Origin of the sequence: Sphingobium scionense (genome assembly GCF_014197035.1) — a bacterium.
Classification (GTDB): Bacteria; Pseudomonadota; Alphaproteobacteria; order Sphingomonadales; family Sphingomonadaceae; genus Sphingobium; species Sphingobium scionense.
Genome location: NZ_JACIEU010000060.1, coordinates 1 through 12,357 on the forward strand (window position 1 = coordinate 1; position 12,357 = coordinate 12,357).

General features: G+C 62.9%; 10 protein-coding genes and 5 pseudogenes. 6 read left to right on the forward strand and 9 right to left on the reverse strand.

The features are described 5' to 3' along the window. Window positions 1-60: 60 nt before the first annotated feature. The 3 genes from GGQ90_RS28085 to GGQ90_RS28095 are packed head-to-tail and all read right to left on the reverse strand — an operon-like array spanning window position 61 to window position 3,919. Window positions 61-927 (reverse strand): ribose-phosphate pyrophosphokinase, encoded by an 867-nt coding sequence (locus tag GGQ90_RS28085; protein ID WP_188084571.1) that lies wholly within the window; start codon window positions 925-927, stop codon window positions 61-63. Continuing rightward, window positions 924-2,462, reverse strand: a complete 1,539-nt coding sequence (locus GGQ90_RS28090) for a thymidine phosphorylase (RefSeq protein WP_188084572.1) — start codon at window positions 2,460-2,462, stop codon at window positions 924-926. Before GGQ90_RS28090 ends, GGQ90_RS28085 begins: the two co-directional genes overlap by 4 nt. Next, window positions 2,459-3,919, reverse strand: a complete 1,461-nt coding sequence (locus GGQ90_RS28095) for an MBL fold metallo-hydrolase RNA specificity domain-containing protein (RefSeq protein WP_188084573.1) — start codon at window positions 3,917-3,919, stop codon at window positions 2,459-2,461. Before GGQ90_RS28095 ends, GGQ90_RS28090 begins: the two co-directional genes overlap by 4 nt. 272 nt (window positions 3,920-4,191) lie before the next feature. On the opposite strand from GGQ90_RS28095, the gene GGQ90_RS28100 reads away from it, so the two are divergent. The 4 genes and pseudogenes from GGQ90_RS28100 to GGQ90_RS29955 all read left to right on the forward strand — a co-directional run. Next, on the forward strand, window positions 4,192-4,434 hold the full coding sequence (locus GGQ90_RS28100) for a DUF2933 domain-containing protein (RefSeq protein WP_302621747.1): 243 nt from the start codon (window positions 4,192-4,194) through the stop codon (window positions 4,432-4,434). Further along, on the forward strand, window positions 4,431-5,180 hold the full coding sequence (locus GGQ90_RS28105; RefSeq protein ID WP_021245240.1) for a methyltransferase family protein: 750 nt from the start codon (window positions 4,431-4,433) through the stop codon (window positions 5,178-5,180). Before GGQ90_RS28100 ends, GGQ90_RS28105 begins: the two co-directional genes overlap by 4 nt. 55 nt (window positions 5,181-5,235) lie before the next feature. Further along, window positions 5,236-5,511 (forward strand): hypothetical protein, encoded by a 276-nt coding sequence (locus GGQ90_RS28110; protein WP_030541607.1) that lies wholly within the window; start codon window positions 5,236-5,238, stop codon window positions 5,509-5,511. A 597-nt stretch (window positions 5,512-6,108) separates the two neighbouring features. After that, a pseudogene (locus GGQ90_RS29955) lies at window positions 6,109-6,786 on the forward strand (PepSY domain-containing protein); the annotation flags it as partial. Window positions 6,787-6,812: 26 nt separating this feature from the next. Here the strand turns inward: GGQ90_RS29955 and GGQ90_RS28115 are convergent. Beyond that, window positions 6,813-7,481, reverse strand: a pseudogene (locus GGQ90_RS28115) (hypothetical protein); the annotation flags it as partial. 412 nt (window positions 7,482-7,893) lie between these two features. Here GGQ90_RS28115 and traL point away from each other — a divergent pair. Next, complete coding sequence (traL, locus tag GGQ90_RS28120) at window positions 7,894-8,142, forward strand: type IV conjugative transfer system protein TraL (RefSeq protein ID WP_279606795.1); 249 nt, start codon at window positions 7,894-7,896, stop codon at window positions 8,140-8,142. Window position 8,143: 1 nt separating this feature from the next. Beyond that, window positions 8,144-8,329, forward strand: a pseudogene (locus tag GGQ90_RS28125) (TraE/TraK family type IV conjugative transfer system protein); the annotation flags it as partial. Between the two features lie 21 nt (window positions 8,330-8,350). On the opposite strand, the pseudogene GGQ90_RS28130 reads toward GGQ90_RS28125, so the two are convergent. The 5 genes and pseudogenes from GGQ90_RS28130 to GGQ90_RS28150 form a co-directional block, all read right to left on the reverse strand. After that, window positions 8,351-8,641, reverse strand: a pseudogene (locus GGQ90_RS28130) (IS110 family transposase); the annotation flags it as partial. A gap of 211 nt (window positions 8,642-8,852) precedes the next feature. Beyond that, window positions 8,853-10,049 (reverse strand): IS256 family transposase, encoded by a 1,197-nt coding sequence (locus tag GGQ90_RS28135; protein ID WP_004207070.1) that lies wholly within the window; start codon window positions 10,047-10,049, stop codon window positions 8,853-8,855. 554 nt (window positions 10,050-10,603) lie between these two features. Continuing rightward, window positions 10,604-11,389: an SDR family NAD(P)-dependent oxidoreductase gene (locus GGQ90_RS28140; protein WP_010336374.1), complete on the reverse strand. Its 786-nt coding sequence runs from the start codon at window positions 11,387-11,389 to the stop codon at window positions 10,604-10,606. After that, the gene (locus GGQ90_RS30075; RefSeq protein ID WP_084281548.1) at window positions 11,386-11,631 is read right to left on the reverse strand and encodes a recombinase family protein; all 246 of its coding nucleotides are present in this window, start codon (window positions 11,629-11,631) and stop codon (window positions 11,386-11,388) included. The genes GGQ90_RS28140 and GGQ90_RS30075 overlap by 4 nt, the downstream gene beginning before the upstream one ends. Window positions 11,632-11,647: 16 nt before the next feature. Beyond that, window positions 11,648-12,263 (reverse strand): annotated as a pseudogene (locus GGQ90_RS28150) (integrase core domain-containing protein); the annotation flags it as partial. Window positions 12,264-12,357 lie beyond the last annotated feature (94 nt).

The following is a 12,357-nucleotide window of genomic DNA, read 5'->3' on the forward strand; positions in this document are numbered from 1 at the left end:
GGCTTCATCTTCGTTCCTTCGTCACTACGACGAAGCCCAGATCCTCCTTAAATCACAACCTCAAATCTGTGCCATTGGTGCTGACGGCGGACAATTAGAGGTATGCGCAACAGCGTTCGTGCTCACGATCCTCTCGACGAGCCCACCCAGGACTTGCGCTGCATCGCCGGCGAAAAGCGGATGCACGACCACGCAATCCGGTCGCGCGAACCCCATGCCGACCAGCTGGCGCGCCGCCTCGGCGAGGGTCCGGCCGGATGAGGCGATATCGTCGACCAGCACCGGCTGGCGATCGAGAAACGCTGGGGCATTCGGAATCGAGATGGTGACGTCACGGTCGCCGGACCGGATTTTCTCGCACACGAGAAACGGAGCATCGGCATCGGCCGCCACCTGCGAGACCCACTGTTCGCTTTCCAGGTCCGGACCGATGATCAGCGGACGAGCGACATTGCTCTTGATCCACGAGGCCAGAAGTGGCGCGGCATGAACAACCTGGGTCGGGATGCGGTAGATTTCCGACAACGCATGATAGCGATGGAGATGCGGATCGACCGTCACCAGCCAGTCGAGATGGCGGGACAGAATCGCGGCAAAGGTTCGCGACGTCACCGCCTCGCCGGCATGGAAGCGTATGTCCTGGCGCATGTAAGCGAGGTAGGGGGCGACGAGCCCGATCCTGCGAGCGCCCAGATCGCGCGCGGTGTCGGCTGCGAACAGCAGCGGCAACAGCTTGGCGTCCGGATGATCGAGACTCGACAGCAGGATGACCTCGCGGTCGCTGACGTCGCTTACGACCCTGAGATAGGTTTCCCCGTCAGGAAACTGACGATGCTCGATCGTGCCGACCTCTGCATCGAGCGCGGCGGATAGCGGCTGTGCCAGGGCCTCGCTGCCAGGCAGCGCGAACAGCACGGGACGGTTCATAGCGCTTCAATCCCGAAGATCGGCCCGTCGCTCACCGCATAGGCCGCCGCATAATCGAGCTCGCCCGGGCTCTCGGCATGAATGGTGCACAAGGGAGCTTCGGCATCCACCATCTGGTTCAGCCGACACTGCAGCGCGACGCCGGCGGCCTTGGCCATCGGCGCGCCGGCAAGCTTCGCGACCGTCGCGAGCTTGCGATTGTCGATACTCACCAGGCGGCCGCTATAGGGAGCGATCATATCCTGTTGGAACCGGGCGACCGGTGGAGCCCGCATGCCGCCCTGCGCTTCGCAGATACGTTGGAACTTGGCCCAGGCCCGGCCGCTTTCGAGGCACGCCCGCGCACGCGCATAGCCTTCGCCGGCCGGGGCTGCGTCCGCGAGCTCAAGCAGTCCTCCCGCCAGCTCGCAGGCCCGGTGGGCGAGATCCTCGGCGCCCGGCTGCCCCTGGAGCACGGCAAGGATATCCTGCGCCTCGAGCGCCGGACCGATGCCCCGTCCGATCGGCTCGGCGCCGGGGCCGCGCATCACGCGCGTGCGAAGCCCGAAGGCTTGGGCGACAGAGCTCAGCGCCCGCTCGAGCGTGTCGGCGGCATCGGCTCCGCGTACCTTGGCGGTCGGCCCGACCGGGATGTCGATGACCAGATGGGTCGCACCGGCCGCGATTTTCTTGGACAGCACCGAGGCGACCATCTGCCCGACGGCATCGATATCGAGCACCCGTTCCACGCCGATGATCACATCGTCGGCAGGGCTGAGGTTGACGGCGCCGCCCCAGGCGATGCAGCCGCCTTCGCGCTCGACCACCTTGCGGATTGCGGAAACGTCGAGGTCGACAGGTGCAAGCACCTCCATCGTGTCCGCCGTGCCGGCCGGCGAGGTGATCGCCCGCGACGATGTCTTGGGCATGATCAGGCCCTCCGCGGCCATGATCGAGACGATGATCGGCGTGGTGCGATTGCCCGGCAATCCACCGACGCTATGCTTGTCGACGATGACCGTTCCGGGCCACTGCAATCGCTCGCCGACATCGACCATCGCCCTGGTCAGGCTGATCGTTTCGTCCGTATCGAGCGGGACCGCTGAGCAGGCCGTGACGAATGCCGAGAGATGGACATCGCTATAGCGTCGCTCGGCGATGTCGGTGATGATCGCTGAAAAAGCCCCGTCACTGAGACGATTGCCATAGATGCGCCGACGCACTTCGGCGAGCGAGGCGAGAGGCTGGGCGTGCGCGATCTCGACCGGATCGCCCTCGCTGACGCCGAGCCGCTGCCATGCGGATTCGGACAGGCCGATCTCGCCGGGCGCTGGAGCCTCTGCGGAACTGTGCAGCAGCGAGACGACGATTTCCCGCCCGCCAGCGCGCAGCGCGACCTGCGCGCGGGACGCAAGACCTTCCGAGCGGCAGACGGGACAGTCGTGGCGCATGACCGCGATCAGATCGCTTCCGGCAGCCGACAGGCCGATGCGGCGTGCCCGCAGCGTCGTCGCGACAGGCTCTGCTTCGGCGTCCTCGATGATCCCGGGCTTCACGCGAGCATGCCCCAGCTACCCAGCGCCGGTACGCTGCATGCCCAGCCCAGTTCCTCCGAGACACGCTTCGCCAGGACCTGGGCGCCGGTCGGCTCGCCATGGGTGACATAGACATGGCGCGGGGCCTCGTGCAGCGAGCCGAGCCAGCGCATGAGCTCGTCGCTGTCGGCATGCGCCGAGAGCATCGTCAGGTTGGCGACCTCGGCTTCGACGGGGATATACTCGCCGTGGATCTTGATCGTCCGGGCACCCCCGATCATGGCGGCGCCGCGGGTGCCCGCCGCCTGGAAGCCCGAGAAGAGGATGAGGTTCTTCCCATCCGGCGCGAAGCGCTTGAGATGGTGGAGCACGCGGCCGCCCGTTGCCATTCCACTGGCCGAGATGATGACCTTTGGGGCGGGGTTGGCGGTGAGCTCCTTGGATTCTTCCACTTCGCGCACATAGTGCGCGACGCTGCACGCCGCTTCGCACTCGGCGCGGGCCAGGCGATGCTCGTCCATGAAATCGCACATCAGCCCGCTCGCGTTGATCGCCATCGGGCTGTCGAGGAAGATCGGGATGTCGCGGAGGCGTCCCTGCGCGCGCAGACGCGAGAAATGATAGAGAAGCGACTGGACCCGTCCCACGGCGAAGGCCGGGATCACCACCGTCCCTCCTCTCTCGACGCATCGCTCGACATGATCTCCAAGCGTCTTTGTCGGATCGACCTGCTCGTGGCGCCGATCGCCATAGGTCGATTCCACCAGGACATAGTCGGCGCGCGCGGGCGGCTCGGGATCTTTCATCACCGAATCGCCGTAACGGCCGATGTCGCCTGAGAAGAGGATTGTCCGCCCCTTCCAGTCGATCTCGATCGACGCCGCGCCGAGGATGTGGCCGGCGCGATGATAGCGCACCCTGATGCCGTCCGTGACTGCATGCCACGCTCCGAACTCGATCGGCCGGAAGAGCTGCAATGCCAGACGCGCGTCAGCCTGGGTGTAGAGCGGCAGCGCCGGCTGGTGCCTGGAGAAGCCGTGCCGGTTGGCGAACTCCGCATCCTTTTCCTGCAGATGACCGCTGTCGGGAAGAAGGAGCTCGCACAGGGCCGCGGTCGCCCGGGTGGCAAGGACGGTACCGTCCCAGCCCAGGCGCGCCATGCGCGGTAGCGCGCCCGAGTGATCGAGATGAGCGTGGGTCAGCAGGACTTGGCCGACATCGGCGACTTCGGGTGGAATTGGCGCCCAATTAAGGCGGCGCAGATCCCTGGGTCCTTGAAACAGGCCGGAATCGACAACGATCTGAGTTTCACCATCGTCCACCAGATAACGCGACCCTGTGACCGTTCCCGATGCGCCGAGAAAGGCGACGCCGAGACCATCGGCCGGGCGCTTAGCCAGATCGATCCTTGCTTCGCGCTCGAGGACGGTCACGCCGGACTGGTTGCGGGAATGGTGCCGTTTCTTTCTCTTGTGCATGGACGCGGGCCTGCCTCTCACGATTATGTTCGTGAGCGCAGCTTTGATTCGCGGACGCCGCACGCCTATACGCAAAAGCCGCAGCACGACTGCTGCTCCCGACAGTTGCGTCGCGCGAACACCGGTGGCCGATCCGATCGATCACCTTACCCATGCTTGCGCGATGCCCTTCGGACTTCGGTCTCTACTTATACCTTGCTCCTTGGACTCGAGCCTATGCAGGCTGGACGTTGACTAGAAGAGAACGGCATATGGGCGAACATGACCATCGCATGCGCAAGCGCGGCAAGATCGTTCTGATCGGCTTCCTGCTCGTCGCCAGCTTCTTCCTCATTACCGAGCATACCGCGCACTTCCTGGGTGTGCTGCCCTATCTCATCCTGCTCGCCTGCCCGCTCATGCACCTGTTCATGCACCACGGCCAAGGTGGGCATCAGCATGGCCATGAGCCCGGCCAGGCACCCGCCGGCTTGCCGGCCAATCCCAACGGCCGCATCGAAGGAGAGTCGCGATGACGCACGCCGACTATGGCTATGGTCTGTGGGGGCTCGCGCTGGTCAATGCCGCCGTTTTCATCCTCTTTGCGTTCAGCTTCTTCAAGCCGGCAACGCGGCGCGACTGGCGCAGCTTCGGCGCGTTCAGTGCGTTCATCGTCGCGCTCTTCGCCGAAATGTATGGCTTCCCGCTCACCATCTTCCTGCTGTCGGGGTGGCTCCAGTCGCATTTCCCCGGCGTCGACTGGTGGAGCCACGATGCTGGCCACATCCTGGAAATGATGTTCGGCTGGCGCATCAATCCGCATTTCGGCCCGTTCCACATCGCCAGCTTTGTGCTGATTGGTGTAGGCTTTTGGCTAATCTCGATCGCGTGGACGGCGCTTCACACGAGTCAGCGCAAACACGAATTGGCAATGACGGGGGTCTACGCCCGGGTGCGGCACCCTCAATACGTAGGGTTCATCCTCGTCATGCTCGGTTTCTTGCTACAATGGCCGACGCTTCTGACGCTTGCCATGTTTCCGGTGCTGGTGGTGATGTACATTCGTTTGGCTAAGCATGAGGAGAGATACGCGCTCGCGACCTACGGCGATAGCTACCGCCAGTACATGGCCCATGTTCCCGCCTTCTTCCCCAGCTTGCGTTGGAAGCGGGAGATTGCAGGACTGGCCTTCACAGGAAATGCTCGAATGGCAGGCCATCAGACGGACGGGCCGGTTAGCGAGGGTTCTCGAGAACACGACAACATGCTGCCAGGAGGTTAGACGTTGTCCTGCTCCGCAAGATCATCACGAACATGACGAAATCGAGGGGGCGTATGTGACCATGCAGGTGACGATCCTTGCGATTGTAGTAAACGGCGTTCCCGTCCTGAGCCTCCATCAGACCCGATCCGCGGCCTGGAAGCGGCTCATGAGATTCATAGACGCGAAATGGCCGGAGCGCCTGGGAGCGATGCTTCCCCCTGCCGAAGACGAAGCGAAGGCGCGCATGTTCTTTCGCGAGGAAGATAAAGACCTGTACGCGATCATCGACGCCGACATATCAGAGCTGCACGATGCCTTGGGGTGGGTCAAAGATCCCGTCGTTGGTTAGCCCGTCACGCGATCGCCCTCGAAAAGCTGGGCCGCCCACCGATCGAGATCGCAGCCACGTCCTGAACGTCACCGAAGTTCAGGACGTGACCGAGCCCGGGCAGTGCGATCGGGCGCTATCTGTAAGCCGGACAAGCAACTGACCTGTTCGACCGCCGTGCCAGCGGGCTGATTGCCAAGGGCGCGGCCGGATTTTGCGTCGGCGCAACGGGTGTCAGTCGGTGTCGGCCTCTACGGAGAGATGTGCAGCGGCTGTCATCTATCGCCCCGGCGCGGAGGAATCGGAGGTGAGCCAAGGCCCTTAACGGCAAGCCCCGAACTGGCGAGGGGTGGCGCAACGCCTCACGCCCGCTCAGCAGCCCTGGATTATCAAGCATGGTGTAAGCTGACGGCCGAGCCGGCGGGGGGCAAGACGCACCGGATCCCCTGTCTGGGACACGGTGGCGTTCGTGCGCTAACTCTCGGGGATGACGGCTGAGCCGTACAAGCGCTGGTCGCGGGCGCACCTGTCGGCCACGCGGGATGATGAAGAATCTGGCAGGCACGAAATGAGACACGCAAGGATGGAGATTCGACCCTGAGAAGCACCAAATTTCGGCTGCACCTTCTCGCGAGCCGCACTCACAAGTGGCTCGCGATCATTGTCGGCGCGCAGCTTCTTTTGTGGTTCGCGAGCGGCGCGTTGATGAGCTTCTTGCCCATCGATCGAGTGCATGGCGATCACCTTGTGGACCGCAAAGCCGTGGCGCCCTTGCCTCGCGGCGTGGCGCTCGTCCCACCATCAGTGATCGTCGCGGCGACCGGGACGCGGATCGAGACCGTGAGCTATCGCATGTGGTTTGGCCGCCCGGTCGCTGAGGCGACAACGGCCCGAGGGACGCGGCTGTTCGACGCGAGAACGGGCGCACTGTTGCCCGCCCCAACTGCGGCGCAAGCCCAAGCGGTAGCGAGGGCCGCCTGGCGAAGCAACGATCACCCAAGTGTGAGCGTGGAACTGATCGATCGCGCCAGTCCCGAATATCGCGGCACGCTTCCCGCCTGGCGTGTGACGTTCGCCGATCCGGACTCCACTCGGATCTTCGTGGCGGCCGATACCGGCCGGATTGCGGCGGTGAGGACAGGCACGTGGCGGCTTTATGACTTCTTCTGGAGCCTTCACATCATGGATTGGAAGAATCACGAGGACTTCAACACGCCATGGCTTCTAGGGTTTGCGCTCCGCGGCCTCGGACTTTGGCTTGGCGGGGCCGTGCTTCTTTGCATGCGTTGGCCGAAGCGGCGTCGGTCAAGCGCGTCAGGCTACGCACGGCGGCTGTGCAGCGCATCGGCATGGGTCCAGAAAGCGCGGCTTAGCTCTATACTGGGTGCGATCTCGATCTTGGCGGCAGCGCGGGTCAGCGCGTCGAACTCAGCCTTAATTGACGCCGGCTCGACCTCATCGGCGAGCGGCGGGATGCGGTTCGTGCCGGCGATGTCGATCAGCCGCCACAGGAGGCGGGCGAGGCGCGGCACCGACGCATGGCGGGTTCGATCATCAGTCGCATCATCCTCCGGCCGTTGAGCGAGCTTCTCCGGGGCGGGCCTCAGCACTTCGAAGTAGCCCTCGGGCGGGTTTGCCGGAGTCTCGCGCGTGCGAATCTCGGAGAGCCTGTGGGTGATCTGATCGCGGAAGAATGGGCAATCCTCGCGATGCTCAGGCCGCTTGGCGCTCGTCAGCCGGCGCAGATAATAGGTTTCGGCCTCCGACAGAAATGCCGGCGTCAGGATCGGTGGAGGCTCTCCGGCGGCAAGGCAGTCGCAAGCGATCCATTTTGCGCCGATACGCGCGTTCTGGACAAGGGTGATGCCCGCATCCTCATCGGCGCGGCTGCCGCTCCCTGTGTACCAGCGGACCAGCGCTTCGCGCAGTGGGTGTGGAAGAGGGATTCGGCGTCCACCCACGCCGTTCGTTTCGCGATCGATGAGCCACATCAAATGGGTTCCACGGCGTCGAAGATCACAGTCTTTGGCACCTCGGGCGGATTGACAACTCTAAACTACTCGATCTCACTTTCATTATTCGGAGTGGGAGCAGCTGATGCGAGCTTTGACGTTGATCGGTTCGGCCATGGGCCTGGTGGCAGCCAGCGGGGCCGTCGCGCAGCCGTCGAAGCCAATCAGGGCCGCCCTGGTGATCTCCATGTCGGACGCCGCGCGCGGCACCGGGAACCCGATAGGCCCTGTCGATGGGAAGCCGACTCCGTCGACGTCGGAGGCCTCACCGCCGACGGCCGGCTTTCGCGTCCACGATCTCAGCCGGCGTTGGGTCGAGTACCAGATGGCCAGCGCATTCACCCATCTACCGGGCGTAGCAGCCGGCGCTTCTGAGGATTCGTTCGCTCCGGTGGAGCTGATCGGGCTGTGGACCCTGGATGAGTTCCTGGCGATGGTAATTCCCTTCGTCTGGGGGATCATGACCCAGCACATCCTTATTGGCATGGCGGCAGCGTTCGCCGGCTGGTGGGGACTTAAGAAAGCGAAGGCGGGTCGTGCAGCGTCTTGGCTGCTTCACTTGGCCTATTGGCATCTTCCGGCCGGCTTCACCGGTCTGAGAGCCACGCCACCCTCGTACCTCCGATTGATGGCGGGGTAAGATGGACCTTTCGTACAGCCATGCGCACAACCAGCGCGTTCTGAAGCAGCGCAACCTGTTGGTGGTTGTCGCAGTCGGGCTCGCCGGGCTGACGGCGCTCCTCCTCCTGTTCGGCATCTCCCGCGACCGCGAAATCGTGCTGCAGCCCGTGCTTCGCTCCCCGGTGACGGTGAGCAGCGCCGGCGTCGGCAGCCGAAGTGTCTTCCTGCGCCGACCGCTGCGCACGGATGAGATCGCGGATTGTCTCATGAGCTTCATCCGGCACCCAGATCGGGGCCAGCTCTCCGGCGCGGAGCAGGCGCGCCAGCGTCATTGCATCGCGCCGATCGGTCTTGATCTGGTCACCAGGACGTCTCGGCATCATTGAGGGGGAAATGACAATGCAGGGTTGCCCCTGTCGGGTCAGAAGGCGCTGCAGGCCGTAGCCGCAAGGTCCCGCCTCGTAACAAAAATCAAGGGTGATGCCAGGTCCAGCCAGACGCTTGACCATACCGCGTAGCCGGATCGAACTGGACCTTACTAGTTTGGGGCATCAAATTGAGGCTAATGCGGAAACCGGGGCAGGACTCATCCGCCTGACCACCAGTGACTCTCTTCTTCAGGCCGCGATGCCGGTTATTCGAGATTTTCAGATTCAGCACCCAGGCGTTCAGGTCGTGTCCCACGGGGTGGTGTAGGAACCGTCGATCTACGGCAGGATCGGGTTCAGGTCAGGCGGCCAGTGCTGGCAAGCTGACAATAGGATTATGGCTCACCGAGCCGAGCGTTTCCAGCGTCATGTATCGGCGCGATACGGCCCACTCATCATTTTGCTCCAGCATAAGCGCTCCGACGAGACGAACCACAGCGGCATCATTGGGGAAGATACCGATCACGTCGGACCTTCGCTTGATCTCCTTGTTGACCCTTTCCAGCGGGTTGGTGGACGCGATCTGCGCCCAATGATCTTTGGGGAAGGCCATGTAGGCGAGCACGTCCTCGCGTGATGCGTCCATCATGTCGGCCAGCTTTGGAAACTTCTCGCGCAGGGCATCGGCAACCTGCTCCCACTGCTGGTGCGCCGCCTCGGCCGTTTCCTGCGCGAAGATCGTCTTGATCATGGCGATGACGGCCGGCCGCTGCTTGGGCGCGGCATGGGCCAGCGCGTTGCGCATCCAGTGCACCCGGCAGCGTTGCTGGCTCGCGGCGAACACCTTGCTGGCGGCGGCGCGCAGTCCCTTGTGATCGTCGGCTATGACCAGCTTCACCCCGCGAAGGCCCCGATCTGCCAGCGAACGCAGGAAGGCTTTCCAGAAGGGCTCCGCCTCCGAGGGACCGGTGGCGACGCCGAGCACTTCGCGGCGGCCATCGGTATTGACGCCCACGGCGATTATCGCCGCCGTCGAGACGATCCGCCCGCCTTCCCGGACTTTGAGGTAGGTGGCGTCGATCCACAGGTAGGGCCACTCGCCCTCAATCGGCCGCGCCAGAAAGGCATTCACCCGCTCGTCGATCTCGGCAACCAGACGACTGACCTGGCTCTTCGATACGCCGCTGGCGCCCATCGCCTTGACCAGATCATCGACCGAACGAGTCGAGATCCCGTGCACATAGGCCTCCTGAATTACCGCTGCCAAAGCCTTCTCGGCGGTCCGGCGCGGCTCCAGGAAACTCGGGAAGTAACTGCCCTTGCGCAGCTTCGGGATTGCCAGATCAATCCGGCCAGCGCGGGTGTCCCAACCACGCTCGCGATAGCCGTTACGGTGGTTGAGCCGGGCTGCACTACGAGCACCGGCAGGAACCCCGGTCTTCGCCTCGATCTCCATATCCATCATGCGCTCAGCGGCAAAAGCCAGCATCTCGCGCAACAAATCGCTGTCAGCCCCTTGCTCAATCAGCTCAACAAGGGCCATTCTGTCGTCGGTCATCGTCTTCTTCTCCAGGTTCGAGTTCGCATCCGAACCCTACCAGAAGATCGACGGTGGCCACCCTCTCAGGGAAACCTTCCTACACCACCCCGTGGGACACGACCGGCGTTCAGATCGAAGTCACCGCTGGAAACGGCGCTTTGAACCTGGCGAGGGGTGAATGCGATGTGGCATTGCGTGCGACATGCAATCCGCCGGAAAATCTTGTCGGTCGAAAGATCGCAATCATCGAATGGGCGCCATTCGCATGTACGGGCATAGACCTCACAGGAACAATCTATGACCGAGAATGGGTTTCCTATGCCGGTTCTCTGACAAATTTGAAGGCAGCACTGTTCCTAGCGCAACGCGTCGCTCTGCAGCGGATCATATACAAATCGGACACGGTGTTAGGTGTCGCATCTGCCGTCAGAGAGGGAATCGGGATTGGATATCTGCCTTGTAGGGGTGACTACACGAAAGTGACGTATCTGCACGCTAAGGGCGAACAAATCCGGTACGATGCCAGCAGATGCTATTCGCAGGCTTTCCTGCCCCTTTTATGTGGTGCCGCCCTACGGGCGCCGATATGGGAGGGCGGCAATCCGATTGACCAACGATCGAGGTAGAACCCTGCTCGCCAAATATGTGAGCTGGTTGCCCATCCCCGGTATGGCGAAGGATTGCCGATAAACCAGAGCGCGGACTGCACGGGCCGCGCACCGGTCAACGTCCATCAAACCCAACCTCCCCCACTTCAAATCGCTGAGGGCAGCCATGTCTGTGTCGATTCCACCGGGTGCAAAAGACCCAACACTCACTCCCGTCCCGGCAAGCTCCACGGAAAGCGCTCGCATGAGGGTGCTCACATAGGCTTTCGACGCGCCGTAGACCGCTTGGAAGGGCACGGATGTTTCGCCCGCCAGGCTCGACACGGCGATTACTGAGGATTCAAACGGCTGCTCCCTGAAAATCGCAATCAGGCGAGCCAGCAAATCCGTGAAACCGAGTATGTTTGTTTCAATTACCTCGGCATAAGTGTCGGCACGGCCTGCATCAAATGAACCAACGCTCGTCATTCCGGCAACCAACAAAGCGGCTGTTACTTGCAATTCTGCAACCTTAGCCGCGATTTTCTCCCTGCCCTCGATTTCACGTTGATCAGCCACTATAATCTCGCACGGCACATTGAACCGCTCGTCAATTTCGGTCTGTAGCTCCCGCAAGTTGTCGAGCCTTCGTCCAACAATCAGGGGCTTGGCCTGGTACGATGCCGCCAAGCGGAGGGCGGACGCTCTGCCCAAACCGGTCGAAGCCCCTGTGACCAGCACCCACGAGTTCTTGATCGCCAGCGGTTTCACGCGTTTTCCAGAGCCTTGTATAGGGCGGTTTTGCCGATCTTGAGCCGGGCCGCCGCCTCACGAACAGTGAGGCCCGCTGCGATATGCGCCCGCGCTTTACGTAGTTTGTCGGGGGTAACGACAGGCCGGCGACCACCCTTGTTGCCCCGCTCGCGTGCGGCCTTGAGGCCGGCATGAGTGCGTTCACGGATCAGGTCACGCTCGAATTGGGCCAGCGAGCCGAAGATGTTGAACACCAGCATGCCGCCCGAAGTGGTGGTGTCGATAGCTCAGGAACAGGGTCTCGTTAAGCAGCTCGTCGCGCATCCGACCGTTGAAGCTCTCGACGTAACCATTCTGCATCGGCTTGCCCGGGGCGATATAGTGCCACTCCACCCCGACCTCCCCGCACCAGGCGAGGACAGCGTTCGAGGTCAGCTCGGTGAGCTCACGCACCACCCGACGCCCTGAGATCGAAGTGTCCGGCACCGCGCGCAGGCACTCGCGGGTTATATCGTCAACGATGTTGAGCACTCGGAACCGGCGTCCTGTAGCCAGCTGATCATGGACGAAGTCCAGGCTCCATCGCTGGTTTGGTAACGCCAGCACCGGAGCTGGTGCTCGTGCGCCGGTTGCGCCTGCGTCGGACCGCCAGCTTCTCCTCGCTATAGAGCCGCTGTGTCTTCTTCCGGTTGATCACCACGCCCTCACGCCGCAGCAGAATGTGCAGCCGACGATAGCCAAATCGACGGCGCTGCTGCGCAAGCTCACGCAGCTTCAACCGAAGGTCAGCATCATCTTCTCGCTGTGACCGGTAGCGCATGCTCTTCCGATCAGCGCCGATAACACGGCACGCCCGCCGCTCGCTCATCCCCAGAACCACCTGGAGACGAGCTGTCCGTCGTCAGAACATTCGGCACAACTCGCGGCGTAGATTAGCGGAGTGCGGACCTCGTCAGGGGGTTGATGTTAGGCGGCGAACTTGCGGT

Coding starts and splice junctions, on each gene's coding strand:
- GGQ90_RS28085 (WP_188084571.1), bottom strand. CDS start 927: ATGAACCGTCCCGTGCTGTTCGCGCTGCCTGGCAGCGAGGCCCTGGCA.
- GGQ90_RS28095 (WP_188084573.1), bottom strand. CDS start 3,919: ATGCACAAGAGAAAGAAACGGCACCATTCCCGCAACCAGTCCGGCGTG.
- GGQ90_RS28100 (WP_302621747.1), top strand. CDS start 4,192: ATGCGCAAGCGCGGCAAGATCGTTCTGATCGGCTTCCTGCTCGTCGCC.
- GGQ90_RS28105 (WP_021245240.1), top strand. CDS start 4,431: ATGACGCACGCCGACTATGGCTATGGTCTGTGGGGGCTCGCGCTGGTC.
- GGQ90_RS28135 (WP_004207070.1), bottom strand. CDS start 10,049: ATGACCGACGACAGAATGGCCCTTGTTGAGCTGATTGAGCAAGGGGCT.
- GGQ90_RS30075 (WP_084281548.1), bottom strand. CDS start 11,631: ATGCTGGTGTTCAACATCTTCGGCTCGCTGGCCCAATTCGAGCGTGAC.